The sequence below is a fragment of the Denitratimonas tolerans genome (assembly GCF_037203605.1).
Taxonomy (GTDB): domain Bacteria; phylum Pseudomonadota; class Gammaproteobacteria; order Xanthomonadales; family Xanthomonadaceae; genus Denitratimonas; species Denitratimonas tolerans.
This window is the reverse complement of record NZ_JBBDHC010000007.1, coordinates 52,996-69,262: the sequence shown is the minus strand read 5'-3', so window position 1 is coordinate 69,262 and position 16,267 is coordinate 52,996. Positions and strand designations below refer to the sequence as shown.

The following is a 16,267-nucleotide window of genomic DNA, read 5'->3' as shown; positions in this document are numbered from 1 at the left end:
TAGCCTGACGCTCGCCCGTACCCGAACCCGACTTGATTACACCACCGAACCGAGGCCCGTACGCCATGAGAAACGGCAGTTACACAGTTGGTTTGACAGACCCTGCCGGTTTTGCCGCCACGGCCTCGGCCGCTACCGGTCGAATTCCTCCCGCCGACTGCCCCGGCAATCCCCGGCGGCGGGCAGGGCCGCTGCCGGGGGCGCACGCGGCTCGACTGGCGACGGACGGTGAGTGCTTCGGGCTCCGCCTTGCGTACTGGCTGCGTACACCACGATGCGGAGACGACGATGCCCAGGCCGACCCTTTTCCTGCTGCTGGCGCTGCTCCTGCTGGCGGCACCCGCAGGCCACGCCGCGACCTGGTGCGTGCGCAACCACACCGAGCTGCAGCAGGCGCTGACCGCCGCCGCGGCCTCGCCCGAGGACGATGAAATCAAGCTGCACGAAGGCATTTACACCACCTACGCCGGCACCTTCACCTACAGCGCACAGACCACGGGCTGGATGTGGATCACGGGCGGCTGGTACACGGTCGACAACAACGACTGTGCGCAGATGCGCATGGACGCCTCGCGCACGATCCTCGACGGTGCCGGCCAGAACCGCGTACTGCAGATCATCCTGATGCCGCCTGCGGGCACGACGCAGACGGCGCGCCTGGGCGTGATGAACCTGACGATCGCGAACGGCTACGGCGACTCGGCGACGAACCAGCGCGGCGGCGGTATCCAGATGAACTCGTACTCCGATGGCTATACCGAGCTGTGGCTCGACCGCGTCATCGTCGCCAACAGCGACGGCTACTTCGGCGGCGGTGCCGATCTGTACGCCAAGAACGGCTTCGTGCGCGTCGCCAACAGTCTGTTCGACAACAACGACGCCAGCGCATCGGCGTTCGGCCACGCGGCGATCAACGTGGTGGCGACAGCGGCAAGCGTGTCGCCGGCCATCATCATCGCCAACAGCACGTTTGCGCGCGGACGCTGCGCCAGCACCGGCACGCGCGGCTGCGGCGTCGGCGTGGGGCTGCCGGCGGGCGTGCATCTGGCCGTGCTCAACAGCCTGTTCCACGACAACGCGCTATCCGATCTCAACATCGAAGGCATGGCCGTGATCGGTCTGGGCAACGGCAGCGCCGCCGCCGAGTACAGCCTCATCCCCACCCTCAGCGGCAATCTGCCGCTGGCTGCCACCCATGCGTTCACGGGCGATCCGATGTTCGTCGATCCCGCCAACGGCAACTTCCGCCTGCGCGATGCGTCGCCGCTCATCGACCGGGGCCTGGCACCGCTGCCCTACTACCCGCTGGGCGGCAGCGATCTCGACGCTCAGCCGCGGGTCCGCTTCGGCGCGGTGGACCCCGGCCCCTACGAGAACCAGACGCGGGCGTGGCTCTTCATCGATGGCTTTGAACCGTGACCGCCGCGGCGTGAGTGTGGTGCGGAGGCGATGAAGTCTCCCCCAGCGCCGCACGCAGCCAGCCGGCGAACGCTTCCAGGCGCGCGTCCTCGCGTCCACGGCGCTGGCACAGCGCCCAGTGCGCGTCGGTTTCGACGAAGCCCCAGGGCGCGATCAGGCGGCCGGCGGCGAGATCGTCGCGCACCAGCGGCTCGGGCGCGATGGCGATACCCAGGCCGGCGGCGGCGGCTTCCAGCAGGTAGTAGAGGTGGGCGAAGCCCTGACCCATGCTCAATGCAGCGACATCGATGCCGCTGCGCCGTGCCCAGTCCGGCCAGGCCTGCGGGCGCGAGGCGGTGTGGAGGAGCGGGAGTTCCCGCAATGTTGAGGCCGGTGCCCCGGCCAGGCGCGCGGCGTCGGGGTGCTGCGGAGAGAGCACGGGGCCGATGCGCTCGGGCGCAAGCGGATGCACCTGCCAGGAGGCGGGCCAGGGTGGGGCGGCCAGCAGCAGTGCGGCGTCGAGGCCGGAGAGTGCGGCGTCGGGTGCGGTTTGTTGCGGGGAAAGATGCAGGCGCAGGGCAGGCAGCTCGGCCTCCAGCCGCGAAAGCCGCGGAATCATCCAGCGCGCCAGCACGCTGGCCGAACAGCCCAGCACCAGCGGCGCTTGCTCGCCGTCCTGCCGCAGCCGCGCGCAGGCGTCGCGCAGCCGGGAAAAGGCATCACCCGCCGCCTCGGCCAGGCGCTGACCCGCGGCGGTGGCAACCAGGCCGCGACCCTCGCGCCGGAACAGCGCGCAGCCCAGTTCTTCTTCCAGCGTGCGCAGGTGTCGGCTCACCGCGCCGTGGGTGACGTGCAGCTCCTCGGCGGCGCGCACCACGCTGCCCAGCCGCGCCACGGCCTCGAAGGCGCGCAGCGCGTTGAGGGACGGAAGCGGGCGCGAATTCATGTGATCAAACCTGACATGTTGGCCAGATTTTATGCCTTATCGTGGAATCTTGTGTGAAGTAAACTGCGCATCGTCCCGCTTCCGGTCAATCCTTCCATGGCCTTTCCCGATTTCAACGCTTACCCCGATGCGCGCGGCCACTTCGGCCCCTTCGGCGGCAGCTTCGTGGCCGAGACCCTGATGCAGCCGCTGGCCGAACTCACCGCCGCGTGGCAGCGCTATCGGGATGACCCCGAATTCCTGGCCGAACTGGATGCCGACCTGCGCGACTACGTGGGCCGGCCCAGCCCGATCTACTTTGCCCGTCGCCTGAGCGAAAAAGTGGGCGGCGCGCGCATCGTGCTCAAGCGCGAGGACCTCAACCACACCGGCGCGCACAAGATCAACAACACCGTGGGCCAGGCGATGCTGGCCCAGCGCATGGGCAAGACCCGCATCATCGCGGAAACCGGCGCCGGCCAGCACGGCGTCGCCAGCGCCACGGTGGCGGCGCGGCTCGGCCTGGAATGCGTCGTCTACATGGGCGCGACCGACATCGAGCGCCAGAAGATCAACGTCTACCGCATGACCCTGCTCGGTGCCAGGGTGGTGCCGGTGACGAGCGGCTCGCAGACGCTCAAGGATGCGCTGAACGAAGCCATGCGCGACTGGGTGACCAACGTCACCGACACCTTCTACATCATCGGCACCGTCGCCGGCCCGCACCCGTATCCGGCGATGGTGCGCGACTTCAACGCCGTGGTCGGGCGCGAGGCGCGCGCGCAAATGCTGGCGCAGTACGGCCGCCTGCCGGATGCGATCACCGCCTGCGTGGGCGGGGGCAGCAACGCCATCGGCCTGTTCCACGCCTTCCTCAACGATCACGCGGTACGCATCGTCGGCGCGGAAGCGGCCGGCGAAGGCATCGAAACCGGCCGCCATGCCGCTTCGCTCGCGGCCGGCCGGCCGGGCGTGCTGCACGGCAACCGCACCTATCTGCTGTGCGACGACGATGGCCAGATCACCGAAACCCATTCGATTTCCGCCGGCCTGGACTACCCTGGCGTCGGCCCCGAACACAGCTTTCTGAAAGACACGGGCCGGGCCGAATACGTCGGCGTCACCGACGAGGAAGCGCTCGAAGCCTTCCACCTCCTCTGCCGCACCGAGGGCATCCTGCCCGCGCTCGAATCCAGCCACGCCGTGGCGCAGGCGATCAAGCTGGCGCGCGAACTGCCCAGGGACGGCCTGGTGCTGTGCAACCTCTCCGGCCGCGGCGACAAGGACGTTCACACCATCGCGGCGCGCGAGGGGATGGTGCTTTGAATCCGGGATTCGGGATTCGGGATTGGCAAAAACAAAAGATCATGCTCGCCGTCCTTTCCCCGCCCCGATGTCTGTCTGCCCGCGCTTTCCCGAACCCCGAATCCCGAATCACCAATCCCGAATCATGAACCCATGAACCGCATCGATACCCGCTTCGCACAGCTCAAGGCCGCCAACCGCACCGGCCTCATTCCGTTCATCACGGCGGGCGATCCGTCGATCGAGGCGATGGTGCCGGTGATGCACGCGCTGGTCGCGGCCGGCGCGGATGTGATCGAGCTGGGCGTGCCGTTTTCCGACCCCATGGCCGACGGGCCGGTGATCCAGCTGGCTTCCGAACGCGCGCTGGCGCGCGGCGTGGGCACGGCACAGGTGTTCGCCATGGTGCGCGGGTTTCGCCGTGACGATGCGGACACGCCGGTGGTGCTGATGGGCTACCTCAATCCGGTCGAGATCTACGGCATGGCGCGCTACGCCAAGGACGCTGCCGAAGCAGGCGTGGACGGATTGCTGCTGGTGGATCTGCCGCCGGAGGAAGCGGACGAGGCGCACGCTGTGCTGGAATCCGCAGGGCTGCATCCGATCTGTCTGGCCGCGCCGACCAGCGGCGCCGAGCGCTTGGGCCGGCTCATGCAGGCCGGACGCGGCTACCTCTACTACGTGTCCTTCGCCGGCGTGACCGGCGCGGCGCATCTGCAGGTCGATGCAGTGCGCGCGCAGGTGGCGGCGATCAAGGCGCTGGGCGAACTGCCGGTGGCGGTGGGCTTCGGCGTGCGCGACGGTGAATCGGCGCGGCGCATCGGCGAGATCGCCGACGCCGTGGTGATCGGCAGCGCCCTGGTGCAGGCGATGGCCGAAGCGGATTCGCCCGAAGACGCCGCGCGCCGCGCGCACGGTTTCCTCGCCCCGATCCGCGCCGCGCTCGACGCCTGATCCGCACCGCGGCCGGATCAGCTCCAGAGCAGGGCCAGCTCCAGTTCGATCGCATCGAACGGCGGCACGCGCACCGCGTCGTCTTCCGAATGGCTGGCCAGCAGCAGCCAGCGCGCATCCTGCCGCGCGCAGGCTTCCAGCGTGCGCAGCTCCGGATCGACCAGCCACAGGTGCGAGACGCCGGTCTGGGCGTAGATCGGCATCTTGCGCACCCGATCCAGGCGCGCGGTGGCGGGCGAGAGGATTTCGCAGACCCAGTCGGGTGCCTGCTCGAACCAGGCCGCATCGGGCAGCGCGGGCAGCCGCTCGCGCCGCCAGCCGGCGAGGTCGGGCACCAGCACATGGCCCTCGAGGTGGCATTCGGGCTCATCCAGGATCCACCAGCCGCCGGGGCCGCCGCGGCCTTCATCGAACGGCATCATCAGCTTGCCGCCCATGACCGAAGACGAACGCGCATGCTTCGGCGCCGGCCTCGGGTGGCTGTACAGCGTGCCGTCCACGATTTCGCCGACCCGGTTCGGCGGCAGCGCGAGCAGGTCGTCGTAGGTCGCGATTCGGGCGGCGGGCACGGACATGTTTTCTACTCTAGCGCGATGCTGCGCGCCCTGCAGCCAGGCGCTACTGCACCCGGCGGCGCAGCCAGTTGAGCAGGTCGATGCGGGTGATCAGGCCGAGGAAGCGCTCGCCTTCCATCACGATGGCCACATGCCCGCGGTCGAACACCGGCAGCAGGGATTCCACCGGCGCGCTCACGGCGATCTTCTCCAGCTTTTCCACCATCGCGGTGCTGACCGGCTCGCGGAAGCGGTCCTCGTTGCCGTAAACGTGCAGCAGTACGTCGGATTCATCCAGGATGCCGACGATGCGGTCGCCGTCCATCACCGGCAGCTGGCTGACGTCGTACAGCTTCATGCGCTGGTAGGCCACGGTGAGGAGGTCGCCCGGTGCCACCACCACGGTGTCGCGCTGGCTGTAGGGGCGCAGGATCAGGTCGCGCAGGTCGCCGTACTGCTCGCGCTCGATGAAGCCGTTGTCCAGCATCCAGTAGTCGTTGTACATCTTGGAGAGGTACTTGTTGCCGGTGTCGGGCACCAGCGTCACCACGCGCTTGGGCGCGGTCTGCTCGCGGCACCAGCGCAGCGCCGCGGCCAGCAGCGTTCCGGTGGTCGAGCCGCCGAGGACGCCTTCCTTCGCCAGCAGTTCGCGCGCGGTGAGGAAACTTTCCTTGTCCGGGATCGCGTAGGCCTTCTTCACCCGCGAGAAGTCGGAAATCGGCGGCAGGAAGTCCTCGCCGATGCCCTCGACCATCCAGCTCCCCGACTTGGTGCTGAGCACGCCCTCGTTGATGTACTGGGTGAGGATCGAGCCGACCGGATCGGCCAGGATCAGCTGGGTCGCCGGGGAGTGCTCGGCGAAGTAGCGCGACAGGCCGGTCATCGTGCCCGAGGAGCCGCAGCCGAACACGAAGGCGTCGATGCGCCCGTCCATCTGTTCGAGGATTTCCGGGCCGGTGGTTTCGTAGTGCGCGCGCGGGTTGTCGGGGTTGCCGAACTGGTTGATGAAGTACGCGCCCGGGGTTTCGCGCGCGATGCGCTCGGCCATGTCCTGGTAATACTGCGGATGGCCCTTGGCCACGTCCGAGCGGGTCAGCAGCACCTCGGCCCCCATCGCCTTGAGGTTGAAGATCTTCTCGCGGCTCATCTTGTCGGGCACCACCAGGATCAGCCGGTAGCCCTTGGCCTGCGCCACCAGCGCCAGGCCGATGCCGGTGTTGCCGGCGGTGCCTTCGACCAGGGTGTCGCCGGGTTTGATCTTTCCGGCCTGCTCGGCCGCCGCGATCATCGACAGCCCGATGCGATCCTTGATCGAGCCGCCGGGATTGGTGTTTTCCAGCTTCAGGTACAGCTCGCAGCCGTTCGTGTCGAGCCGGTGGGTGCGCAGCATCGGCGTGTGGCCGATCAGGTCGAGGATGCTTTGGTGGACGGTCATGGCAACGCCGCTTGCGGGAGCGGCTCACGGAAGGGAAGCCGGATGATAGGGCATGCGCGCCTGCCGCCGGGACGGATTCAACGCCGTGCCCGGCACGCGCGACGCGTGCTGCGCGCAGGTCCGCGCCGCGCCGCTGAACCATGGCGGGCGCGAGAATCAGGCAGGACCGGGGCTGCCGGCTCAGGCGTCCGGCGTGTCGCTCCAGCCTTCGCCGGTACCGCGGGTGATGACGTCATCACCCGGGGCAATTTCGCCGGCGGCCCAGGGCGGCAGGTCCGCCAGCCTGGCATAGATGGGGGTGAAGTCCGGACGGGTGGCTTCGAACAGCTGCTCGAAGCTGTCGATCACGAAGTAGCCGCGCTGGTAGCTGTCGATGCGGTAGCGGGTGCGCATGATGCGGTCGCGGTCGAACCCGATGCGGTTGGGCGCATCGGATTCGACCGCATACCGGCTCTCCCCTGCGCTGCTCAGGATCCCCGATCCGTAGATGCGCAGCCCCTCACTCCCCCGTATCAACCCGAACTCCACGGTGTACCAGTACAGCCGCGCCAGCTGTGCCAGCGCATCTTCGCCCAGCCCCATCGCCTTGAGGCCGCCGCGCCCGTAGGCGCACATGTAATCGGCAAACACCGGATCCATCAGCAGCGGCACGTGGCCGAACAGATCGTGGAAGAGATCCGGTTCGGTCAGGTAGTCCATCTGCTCGGGCGTGCGGATCCACCAGGTGACGGGGAACTCGCGCGCCGCGAGGTGGCCGAAGAAGTCCACCTCGGGAAGCAACCCCTCCACCGCCACCAGCCGCCATCCGGTGGCACGCTCGAGGTGCAGGTTCAGATCGGAAAAACGCGGGATGCGCGCCTCGTCCATGCGCAGGGCCGCCATGGCGGCGAGGAACTGGTCGCAGGCGCGACCGCGCAGCACCTCGCGCTGGCGCGCGTAGAGCCGGCTCCAGACCGCGTGGTCGGTCGTGCCGTAGTCGCCCCACGGCTGCTCGACCACGCCGGTGGCGTAGATCGGCACGAAGCCCTTGTCGGTGACCTGATGCTCCAGGCGCTGCGGGATCATGGTCGCACTCCAATGCACTGAAGTGCCCAATGTATCGGGCCTTGCGCGCAATCGGCTTGCTTTGTTGCGCACATTCCGGAACTAAATGCACGTTCATTGCGTAGATCGCGCTATTCTTCGAACAATGAGCCATTCGCCCCCCCATCTCGACCGCATCGACCTGACCCTGCTCGCCCTGCTGCAGACCGAAGGCCGGCAGACCAACGCCGAGCTGGCCGAGCGGGTGAACCTGTCGCCTTCGGCCTGCCTGCGGCGGGTGCAGCGGCTGGAACGCGAGGGCGTGATCGCAGGGTTCGGGGCGCGGCTCGATCCGGCACGGATCGGCCTGGGCCTGCAGGCCTTCGTGCGGCTGCAGCTGGAACACCGCGACCGCGAGCGGGTGGAACGCTTCGCCGAGCTGGTGCAGTCCTGGGACGAGGTGGTGTCCTGCCACGCCCTGACCGGCGACATGGACTATCTGCTGCACATCGCGGTCGCGGACCTCGAGCACTTCTCGCGCTTCCTGCTCGACCGCCTGCTGGCGGCCGGACTGGTGGCCGACGTGAACTCCAGCCTGGTGCTGCGCGTGGTCAAGGCCGGCCACGCGCTGCCGCTGACGGCGGCGCGGCCGTGAGCGCGGCCGGCAGCGGTGCGCTGGAGGTGCTGTACCGCGACGAGGCGCTCGCCGTGGTGAACAAGCCGGCCGGGCTGATGGTGCACGACAGCGCGCTGGCGCGCGGCGAAAGCGATTTCGCCGCCGACCGCCTGCGCGAACAGTTCGGACGCCCGATCCACCTCGTCCACCGCCTCGACCGCGCCACCAGCGGCTGCCTGCTGCTGGCCTTCGAGCGCGAAACCGCCGCCGCGCTGGGCCGCCAGTTCATGTCGCGCGAGGTGGAAAAGACCTATCTTGCGGTATGCCGCGGCTGGCCGGCGGAATCGGCCTTCAGCATCGACCATCCGCTCGACGGCGGGCCGGGCAAGCCGCAAAAGAAACCCGCCGTGACGGACGTGCGCGTGCTGGCGCAGGGCGAGCTGGATGAACCGGCCGCCGGCTTTGCCACCTCGCGTTTCGCGCTCGTCGAGTGCCGCCCGCAAACCGGCCGCTTTCGCCAGATCCGGCGGCACCTCAAGCACATCGACCATCACCTCATTGGCGACACCAGCCACGGCGACGGCCGGCGCAACATGGCCTTCCGCCTGCGCGGCGTCCATCGGATGCTGCTGCACGCGCGCGCGCTGGCCTTCGCGCATCCTGCAAGCGGCGCGACGCTGCGCGTGGACGCACCGCTCGATGCGGCTTTCGCCCGCGCGCTGGCGTTCTTCGGCTGGACCCTGCCCGGCGACCCGCGATGAAGCGCGTTCCGGCACAATGGGGGTTTCGGGCGCGCAGGCCGCTGCCGGGGAAGGACACCACCGCGAAATGATCGAGCACACTGACGACGCCGTCGAGCGTATCACCCGGATTCTGGCCGCCGCCGGCGAAGCCAACCCGCTCGATCTCCTGATGCCGCTGGTGCACCAGGATCTGCGCCGCCTCGCGCGCGCCCAGCGCCGGCAGATGGAGCCGGGCGAAACCCTGTCAACCACCGCGCTGGTGCACGAGGCCTACCTGAAGCTGCGCCGCGTCGATTTCCCCGGCCTGGAAGGGCGCGCGCACTTCTTCGCGCTGGTGGCGCGCGCGATGCGCCAGATCCTGATCGACCACGCGCGCTCGCGCCTGTCCGAGGCCATGCGCATGCGCGAGGTCAAGCGCGATCTGGACGAGCGCCCGCACGAGGACGCGGCCGACTTGGCGCGCCTGCTGGAGATCGATTCGGCGCTGGACGAACTGGAGCGCCACCAGCCGCGCCTGGCGCAGGTGGTTCTGTACCGCTGGTTCGCCGGCTACACCCCGCAGGAAACGGCCGACCTCATGGGCATCCACCTGCGCACCGTGACGCGCGACTGGCACAAGGCCCGGGCCTGGCTGATGCTGGCGCTGGAACACCACGGCAGCGCCGATCCCGCCTGAGCGCGATGGGCCTCCTCTTCGTCACCGCCGCAGCGATCTTCAGCGTACTGGTGTCCATCCTGCTCAAGTGGATGCCCCGGCGCGGCATCGACGTGGCGCAGGCGGTGACCTGGAACTACCTGTGCGCCGCCGCCCTGTGCCTGCTGCTGCTCGATCCGCCGCTCGATGCCCTGCGCGCGCCGGCTGCGCCCTGGCCCGCACTGCTGCTGCTCGCCGTCGTGTTGCCCAGCCTGTTCCTGGTGCTGGCAGCCTCGGTGCGCCGCGCCGGCATCGTGCGCACCGATGCGGCCCAGCGCCTGTCGCTGCTGCTCTCGCTGATCGCCGCGTTCACGTTTCTGGGCGAGCGCGCGGGCGCGCAGAAGCTCGCCGGGCTGGCGCTGGGCCTGATCGCGGTCGCGGCCATCGTGGCGCGCCCCGATCCGCGCGCCGCGCGCGGCGACGGCGCGCTGGTACCGCTGCTCACGGTCTGGGTCGGCTTTGCCCTGGTGGACGTGGCGCTCAAGCTGATCGCACGCGCCGGCATCCCGTTCGCCGCCTCGCTGCTGGCTGCTTTCGCGTTCGCCTTCATCGGCATGCTGGCCGTGCAGCTGGTGCGCCACGCGCGCGGCCGCACGCGGCTGCGCTGGAAGAACCTTGCCGCCGGCCTCGCCCTGGGCGCGCTCAACTTCGGCAACATCGTCTGCTACGTACGCGCCCACCAGGCGCTGCCGGAAAGCCCCGCCGTGGTGTTCGCCAGCATGAACATTGGCGTGGTGGTGCTGGGCACCCTCGCCGGCGTGCTGCTGTTCGGCGAAAAGACCGGCCGCTGGAACCGCCTCGGCATCGCGCTGGCGATCGTGGCCATCGCGCTGATCGCGTTCGCGCCGCGCGGGTAAGACCGCGGCAAGGCGGGCGTGTCGACATGTGCATATGCCGGCGCGGCCTGTTGCATCCGTGTGACGCTGCGGCATCCGGGCTAAAATGGGCGGCCCGGCGGGCGATCCCGCCGATCCCCCCTCTTTCAGGAGCAGTTTCGCCATGGCAATCAAGGTTGCGATCAACGGGTACGGCCGCATCGGCCGCAACATCCTGCGCGCGCTGTACGAGTCCGGCCGCACCAACGAGATCCAGGTGGTGGCGATCAACGACCTGGGCGATGCCAACACCAACGCGCACCTGACCCGTCACGATACCGCGCACGGCCGATTCCCCGGCACCGTGGTCGTGGACGGCGGCCACATGGTCGTCAACGGCGACCGCATCCGGGTCTGCGCCGAGCGCGATCCCGCAAAGCTGCCCTGGGGCGAACTGGGCGTGGACGTGGTGCTGGAGTGCACCGGCCTTTTCACCAGCAAGGCCAAGGCTTCGGCGCACCTCGCCGCCGGCGCGAAGAAGGTGATCATCTCCGCCCCCGGCGGCAGCGACGTGGACGCCACCGTGGTGTACGGCGTCAATCACGGCGTGCTCAAGGCCGGCGACACGGTGATCTCCAACGCCTCGTGCACCACCAACTGCCTGGCACCGCTGGCCAAGGTGCTGAACGATTCCGTCGGCATCGCGCACGGCCTGATGACCACCATCCACGCCTACACCAACGACCAGGTGCTGACCGACGTCTACCACTCCGACCTGCGCCGCGCGCGCTCGGCCACGATGAGCCAGATCCCGACCAAGACCGGCGCGGCCGCCGCGGTGGGCCTGGTGCTGCCCGAGCTCAACGGCAAGCTCGACGGCTTCGCGATGCGCGTGCCGACGATCAACGTCTCGGTGGTGGACCTCACCTTCACCGCCAGGCGCGCCACGTCGAAGGAAGAAATCGACGCCGCCGTGAAGGCCGCCAGCGAAGGCGCGCTCAAGGGCATTCTGGGCTTCAACACCGAGCCGCTGGTGTCGATCGACTTCAACCACGATCCGCGCAGCTCGATCTACGACAGCACCCAGACCCGCGTGATGGAAGGGACGCTGGTGAAGGTGCTGTCCTGGTACGACAACGAGTGGGGCTTCTCCAACCGGATGCTCGATACCACGCTGGCGCTGATGGCGGCGAAGTAGGTTCGCACGCAGTCTTTCGCACACGCGCCGGCGTGCGCACCGACGGCGGGCCTCCGGGCCCGCCGTTCGTTTTGGGGCCGCCGGGCTGATCGCCCCTGACGCTCGGCTCGTCCTTCCCGCACTGTGCTGGCGTGAAGGACAAATCAAGGGAGTCTGTCCAGGTCACGCCCTGCGGCGCGGCCGGATGCTTGCCTTGCGACCGCCGTACGCGGCCCTCAGCGCAGCTGGCTGTCCTTGCTGCCGCGCCGGTTGTAGCCGGTAAACGCCGCGTCTTCATCGTGCGCGTTCTGGCAGACCAGACAGCGACGCGCGCCGGGCATGGCCCTGCGGCGCGCCTCGGGAATCGGCTCGCCGCACTCCTCGCATTCGCTCAGGCCCGGGCCCGTGGCCAGACGGCTGCGCGCACGCGATACGGCGTCTTCGACGGTGCTGTCGATCTGCTCCTGTACCGCGCCGTCTTTTGCCCATCCAGTGGCCATGACCGCAGGAATGGTGGCGATGGCGCAGCTTCTCAAGCCGTCGGCGGAGGAAAACCGCGCCTTGCGGATGGGAATGACTCGCATTAGCATGCGCATCCCTTGCACTGCTCCGAGCCTCAGGACTTTCCATGTCGACCAACCCACGCCAACCCACACCCTGCGCCCGCTGCATGGCCGCCACCGTCGCAGTCGGCGCGCTGGTATGCATGGCCTCGGCGACCGCAGCCCCCAAGAGCGCCGACGCCGGCGACAGCCCGCGCGCCGCCGCGAGGAAGCTCGACTCGATCGAGGTCACCGCGCAGCGCTACCTGCCCGACTACAGCATCCGCAACACGCGCGGCGCAACCAGAACCGACACCCCGCTGCTCGACGTGCCGCAGGCCGTCACGACCGTTACCGACAAGCTCGTGGCCGACCAGGCCATCACCAGCCTGGGCGATGCCTTCCGCTACCTGCCGGGCATCGGCACCGCGCAGGGCGAAGGCAACCGCGATACCGCCGTGCTGCGCGGCAACAGCACCACCGGCGACTTCTTCGTGGACGGCATCCGCGACGACGTGCAGTACTTCCGCGACATGTACAACCTCGACCGCGTGGAGGCGATCAAGGGCCCCAACGCGATGATTTTCGGACGCGGAGGCAGCGGCGGCGTGATCAACCGCATCACCCGCAAGGCGGACGGCGTGGATCTGACCAACGGCACGCTGCAGTTCGGCTCGCACCAGCGGCGGCGCGGCACGCTCGACCTCGGTCGGGCGATAGGCACGACCGCCGGATTCCGCCTCAACGCCATGCTGGAAGATTCGGAAAGCCATCGCGACGACGCCTGGCTCAAGCGCCACGGCGTCAATCCGACCTACGGCATCGACCTCGGGCCAGACACGAACCTGGATCTGTCCTACGAACGCTTCCACGACGAGCGCACCGCCGATCGCGGCGTACCCTCGTTCCAGGGCCGCCCGGTCGACGTGCCTCCCTCGACTTTCTTCGGCAATCCCGCGCTGAGCGTTTCCGAGGCCACGGCGGACGCCTTCGACGCCGCGCTCGAACACCGCTTCAGTCCCGACCTCGAACTGCGCAACCACCTGCGCGCCGCCGACTACGACAAGATGTACCAGAACGTGTTCCCCGGTGCGGTCGGTGCCGGCGGGACCACGGTGAGCCTTGCCGCGTACCGCAACGAAACCACGCGCCGCAACCTCTTCAACCAGACCGACCTGGTGTGGAACCTGCGCGCCGGCGCGGTCGAGCACACCCTGCTGGCCGGCGTGGAGCTCGGCCGCCAGACCACCGACAACGCCCGCCTGACCGGCCACTTTGCCCCGGGCGACAGCGTGGTGTCCGTGCTCGATCCCAACGTGCGCGTGCCGGTGAGCTTCAGCCAGAGCGCCAGCGATGCCGACAACCACAGCGTCGCGAAAATTTCGGCGCTGTACCTGCAAAACCAGATTGCCTTCTCGCCGCGCTGGCTGGCGATCCTGGGCCTGCGCCACGACGACTTCCGCGTGGACCTCACCAATCGCCGCAACGGCGACGTGTTCCGCTCCAAAGACCGCAAGAATTCGCCGCGCGCCGGCATCGTCTTCAAGCCGACGGCCGACGTCTCGCTGTACGCCAGCCTGAGCCGCGCCTTCCAGCCGCGCGCCGGCGACCAGCTCGCCTCGCTCAACGCCGACAACGCCGCACTCGAACCCGAGAGCTTCCGCAACCGCGAGCTCGGCGCGAAGTGGGATATCCGACGCGACCTGCAGGCCAGCCTCGCGGTCTATCGGCTGGATCGCCGCAACGTGGCCGTGGTCGACCCGGACGATCCCACCCGCATGCGGCTGACCGACGGGCAGGTCACCCGAGGCGTGGAGATCGGTCTGGCCGGACGCATCAGCGACGCCTGGCAGGTGATGGGCGGCTACGCCCGCCAGAACGGCGAACTTCTCGCAGACCTCGGCACCAGCGCGCACAAGGGCAACCGCCTCGCGCAGCTCCCGCGGCATTCCGCCTCGCTCTGGAACCGCTACGACTTCACCCCTCGCCTCGGCGCGGGCCTGGGCATCATCCATCGCGGCGCGATGTACGCCAACGTCGACAACCAGGTGACCCTGCCCGCCTTCACCCGCTTCGACGCCGCGCTCTACTGGAGCGCGACCGAATCGCTCCAGATGCAGCTCAACATCGAGAACCTGACCGACAAACGCTACTTCGCCAGCGCCCACAGCAACAACAACATCACCCCGGGCGCACCGCGCAGCGCGTGGGTGAGCCTCAACTTCGCCTATTGAGGCAGAGGAAGAAGCGCGGCACATCCTGCTTGCGACAACGTCCACCACACCGAAGGACGGGAAGGACGCAGCACTCAAATCCCGGCGGCGAACGGCGGCGCAAGCACGCCCCTCAGCCGCCGTAGTTTCCCAGCGCCAGGCGCAGGCGGATCTGCGCTTCGGCGCGCAGGCTGACCGGTTCCACCACGGTGGCGTCGGGGCCGTAGCGCAGCACGTCCATCAGCAGTTCGCGCGAGCTGCTGTAGGGCAGGCGCAGTTCGTAGCGCCCGTCCGGCAGGAAGCGGCCCTGCTGCTGGGAGTGCCAGCGCTCTTCCGCGGCCCAGCGCGCCGCGTCGGCGGAAAAAACCACGGTGGCCCAGGCTTTGGGCGGGCCGGAGAAGATGCCGTAGCTGGAGGCCAGGTGCTGGTCGAGCTCGGCCTCCGGCACGTCGATGGCGGCTTCGTCGAAGGGGCGCGCCTGGTCGATCCGATCGAGCGAAAAGCTGCGCAACGCCTGACGTTCGTGGTCGAAGGCGTCCAGGTACCAGTTGTTGCGGTAGTGGGTCAGGCGCTGCGGCGAGACCGTGCGCTGGGTGGTTGCCCCGGTGGAGCGCGCGCGGTAGCGGAAGCTCAGCCGCCGGCGCTGCAGCACGGCACCGGCGGCGGCGCGAAACGCGGCCTGGTCCAGGCTGCGGGTGCCGCTGCTGATGACCCGCACCCGCTCAACCGGCCAGCGCTTGCCGCCGGCCTGTTCGGCCAGGAGCTGGTCGATGCGCTCGCGGATGGGTTCCAGCGCATCGCCGAGGAACCCGCCGGTGCCGGAGCGATCCAGCAGCTGGTGCGTGGCGAGCAGCGCGTGCAGTTCGTCCGGACTCAGCCACAGGCCAGGCAGCTCGAAGCGCTCGGCTTCGGCCATGTCGTAGCGGAACCCGGGCGGATCGTCGGAGGTCTCCACCGGCGCACCGAGGTAGTCGCGCAGGAAGGCCACGTCGCGGTAGACGGTGGCGCGCGAGCACTGCAGGTCCTCGATCAGGCGCTGCAGGGATACGGGCACCCGCGCCTGGCTCAGGCGCCGGTGCAGGAGGTTGATGCGCTCGTAGCGTTCCATGCCCGGTCACTCGCTGTCGGTGGGTGCGTCGGCCTCACGCTGGCGGGTGATGGAGCGCGCCACCAGCAGCCCGACCTCATACAGCAGGCACATCGGAATGGCCAGCATCAGCTGGGAGATGACGTCCGGCGGGGTGATGACGGCCGCCACCACGAAGGCACCCACGATCACGTAGCCGCGCGATTCGCGCAGCTGCTCGACGCTGACCCAGCCCAGCAGCACCAGGATCACCACGGCGACGGGCACCTCGAAGCTGAAGCCGAAGGCCAGAAAGAGCACCAGCACGAAGTCGAGGTAGCGGCTGATGTCGGTCATCATCGCCACGCCTTCGGGCGCGACGCCGGTGAGGAAGCCGAACACGGCCGGCAGCACCAGGAAGTAGGCGAAGGCGCAGCCGACGTAGAACAGGAGCACGGCCGAGACCAGCAGCGGGCGCGCCAGCTTCTGCTCGTGTCGGTACAACCCCGGCGCAACGAAGGCCCAGAGCTGATAGAGCACGACCGGCATGGCCAGGATCAGGGCGGTGAACAGCGCCAGCTTGATCGGGGTGAGGAAGGGGCTGGCGACGTCGATGGCGACCATCTGGGTGCCGGCGGGCAGCTTGGCGCGCAGCGGCTCGGACAGCAGGGTGTAGATGCGGTTGGCGAAAGGCAGCAGGGCAATGAAGATCGCCAGCACCGCCAGCACGGCGCGCAGCAGGCGCGCGCGCAGCTCGACCAGGTGGCCGATCAGGCTCTGCTCGGTGCCGGTTTCCGCCGATCCCAC

Annotated in this window: 16 protein-coding genes; 9 read left to right on the top strand and 7 right to left on the bottom strand. The window is 68.9% G+C overall.

Annotation, left to right across the window (positions count from 1 at the left end):
• Positions 1 to 288: 288 nt before the first annotated feature.
• Positions 289 to 1,419, top strand: coding sequence for a hypothetical protein (locus WB794_RS06465; RefSeq protein ID WP_337335031.1), 1,131 nt, complete (start codon positions 289 to 291; stop codon positions 1,417 to 1,419).
• Here WB794_RS06465 and WB794_RS06460 read toward each other — a convergent pair.
• On the bottom strand, positions 1,397 to 2,344 hold the full coding sequence (locus tag WB794_RS06460) for a LysR family transcriptional regulator (protein ID WP_337335030.1): 948 nt from the start codon (positions 2,342 to 2,344) through the stop codon (positions 1,397 to 1,399). The two genes, WB794_RS06465 and WB794_RS06460, sit on opposite strands and share 23 nt — an antisense overlap.
• A gap of 96 nt (positions 2,345 to 2,440) precedes the next feature.
• Between WB794_RS06460 and trpB the strand changes: the two genes are divergently transcribed.
• Entirely contained in the window at positions 2,441 to 3,649 is a 1,209-nt protein-coding gene (trpB, locus tag WB794_RS06455; RefSeq protein ID WP_337335029.1) for a tryptophan synthase subunit beta, read from the top strand.
• Between the two features lie 132 nt (positions 3,650 to 3,781).
• The gene (gene trpA / locus WB794_RS06450) at positions 3,782 to 4,582 is read left to right on the top strand and encodes a tryptophan synthase subunit alpha (protein WP_337335028.1); all 801 of its coding nucleotides are present in this window, start codon (positions 3,782 to 3,784) and stop codon (positions 4,580 to 4,582) included.
• A 17-nt stretch (positions 4,583 to 4,599) separates the two neighbouring features.
• Here the strand turns inward: trpA and WB794_RS06445 are convergent, their stop codons facing one another.
• From WB794_RS06445 to phhA, 3 genes are all read right to left on the bottom strand, one after another.
• Positions 4,600 to 5,151: a Uma2 family endonuclease gene (locus tag WB794_RS06445; protein WP_337335027.1), complete on the bottom strand. Its 552-nt coding sequence runs from the start codon at positions 5,149 to 5,151 to the stop codon at positions 4,600 to 4,602.
• A 49-nt stretch (positions 5,152 to 5,200) separates the two neighbouring features.
• Positions 5,201 to 6,571 (bottom strand): pyridoxal-phosphate dependent enzyme, encoded by a 1,371-nt coding sequence (locus WB794_RS06440; protein WP_337335026.1) that lies wholly within the window; start codon positions 6,569 to 6,571, stop codon positions 5,201 to 5,203.
• A 180-nt stretch (positions 6,572 to 6,751) separates the two neighbouring features.
• Positions 6,752 to 7,636, bottom strand: a complete 885-nt coding sequence (phhA, locus tag WB794_RS06435) for a phenylalanine 4-monooxygenase (protein ID WP_337335025.1) — start codon at positions 7,634 to 7,636, stop codon at positions 6,752 to 6,754.
• A 124-nt stretch (positions 7,637 to 7,760) separates the two neighbouring features.
• Here phhA and WB794_RS06430 point away from each other — a divergent pair, with 124 nt between their 5' ends.
• From WB794_RS06430 to gap, 5 genes are all read left to right on the top strand, one after another.
• Positions 7,761 to 8,249: an Lrp/AsnC family transcriptional regulator gene (locus WB794_RS06430; protein WP_337335024.1), complete on the top strand. Its 489-nt coding sequence runs from the start codon at positions 7,761 to 7,763 to the stop codon at positions 8,247 to 8,249.
• Positions 8,246 to 8,971: a pseudouridine synthase gene (locus WB794_RS06425; protein WP_337335023.1), complete on the top strand. Its 726-nt coding sequence runs from the start codon at positions 8,246 to 8,248 to the stop codon at positions 8,969 to 8,971. The genes WB794_RS06430 and WB794_RS06425 overlap by 4 nt, the downstream gene beginning before the upstream one ends.
• Before the next feature lie 67 nt (positions 8,972 to 9,038).
• Positions 9,039 to 9,629 carry an ECF-type sigma factor gene (locus tag WB794_RS06420; protein ID WP_337335022.1) on the top strand — a complete coding sequence of 197 codons (591 nt, stop codon included), beginning with the start codon at positions 9,039 to 9,041 and terminating at the stop codon, positions 9,627 to 9,629.
• A 5-nt stretch (positions 9,630 to 9,634) separates the two neighbouring features.
• Positions 9,635 to 10,504 carry an EamA family transporter gene (locus tag WB794_RS06415; RefSeq protein ID WP_337335021.1) on the top strand — a complete coding sequence of 290 codons (870 nt, stop codon included), beginning with the start codon at positions 9,635 to 9,637 and terminating at the stop codon, positions 10,502 to 10,504.
• 142 nt (positions 10,505 to 10,646) lie between these two features.
• Positions 10,647 to 11,660, top strand: a complete 1,014-nt coding sequence (gap, locus tag WB794_RS06410; protein WP_337335020.1) for a type I glyceraldehyde-3-phosphate dehydrogenase — start codon at positions 10,647 to 10,649, stop codon at positions 11,658 to 11,660.
• A 215-nt stretch (positions 11,661 to 11,875) separates the two neighbouring features.
• On the opposite strand, the gene WB794_RS06405 is transcribed toward gap, so the two are convergent.
• Entirely contained in the window at positions 11,876 to 12,139 is a 264-nt protein-coding gene (locus WB794_RS06405) for a DksA/TraR family C4-type zinc finger protein (RefSeq protein ID WP_337335131.1), read from the bottom strand.
• Positions 12,140 to 12,267: 128 nt separating this feature from the next.
• Here WB794_RS06405 and WB794_RS06400 point away from each other — a divergent pair, with 128 nt between their 5' ends.
• Entirely contained in the window at positions 12,268 to 14,415 is a 2,148-nt protein-coding gene (locus WB794_RS06400) for a TonB-dependent receptor (protein ID WP_337335019.1), read from the top strand.
• A 112-nt stretch (positions 14,416 to 14,527) separates the two neighbouring features.
• Here WB794_RS06400 and WB794_RS06395 read toward each other — a convergent pair whose 3' ends face one another.
• Positions 14,528 to 15,502, bottom strand: a complete 975-nt coding sequence (locus WB794_RS06395; protein WP_337335018.1) for a helix-turn-helix transcriptional regulator — start codon at positions 15,500 to 15,502, stop codon at positions 14,528 to 14,530.
• Between the two features lie 6 nt (positions 15,503 to 15,508).
• Entirely contained in the window at positions 15,509 to 16,267 is a 759-nt protein-coding gene (tatC, locus tag WB794_RS06390) for a twin-arginine translocase subunit TatC (protein WP_337335017.1), read from the bottom strand.

Coding starts and splice junctions, on each gene's coding strand:
- WB794_RS06415 (WP_337335021.1), top strand. CDS start 9,635: ATGGGCCTCCTCTTCGTCACCGCCGCAGCGATCTTCAGCGTACTGGTG.
- WB794_RS06465 (WP_337335031.1), top strand. CDS start 289: ATGCCCAGGCCGACCCTTTTCCTGCTGCTGGCGCTGCTCCTGCTGGCG.
- WB794_RS06405 (WP_337335131.1), bottom strand. CDS start 12,139: ATGGCCACTGGATGGGCAAAAGACGGCGCGGTACAGGAGCAGATCGAC.
- WB794_RS06440 (WP_337335026.1), bottom strand. CDS start 6,571: ATGACCGTCCACCAAAGCATCCTCGACCTGATCGGCCACACGCCGATG.
- phhA (WP_337335025.1), bottom strand. CDS start 7,636: ATGATCCCGCAGCGCCTGGAGCATCAGGTCACCGACAAGGGCTTCGTG.
- trpA (WP_337335028.1), top strand. CDS start 3,782: ATGAACCGCATCGATACCCGCTTCGCACAGCTCAAGGCCGCCAACCGC.
- trpB (WP_337335029.1), top strand. CDS start 2,441: ATGGCCTTTCCCGATTTCAACGCTTACCCCGATGCGCGCGGCCACTTC.
- WB794_RS06395 (WP_337335018.1), bottom strand. CDS start 15,502: ATGGAACGCTACGAGCGCATCAACCTCCTGCACCGGCGCCTGAGCCAG.
- WB794_RS06420 (WP_337335022.1), top strand. CDS start 9,039: ATGATCGAGCACACTGACGACGCCGTCGAGCGTATCACCCGGATTCTG.
- WB794_RS06430 (WP_337335024.1), top strand. CDS start 7,761: ATGAGCCATTCGCCCCCCCATCTCGACCGCATCGACCTGACCCTGCTC.
- WB794_RS06400 (WP_337335019.1), top strand. CDS start 12,268: ATGTCGACCAACCCACGCCAACCCACACCCTGCGCCCGCTGCATGGCC.
- gap (WP_337335020.1), top strand. CDS start 10,647: ATGGCAATCAAGGTTGCGATCAACGGGTACGGCCGCATCGGCCGCAAC.
- WB794_RS06460 (WP_337335030.1), bottom strand. CDS start 2,344: ATGAATTCGCGCCCGCTTCCGTCCCTCAACGCGCTGCGCGCCTTCGAG.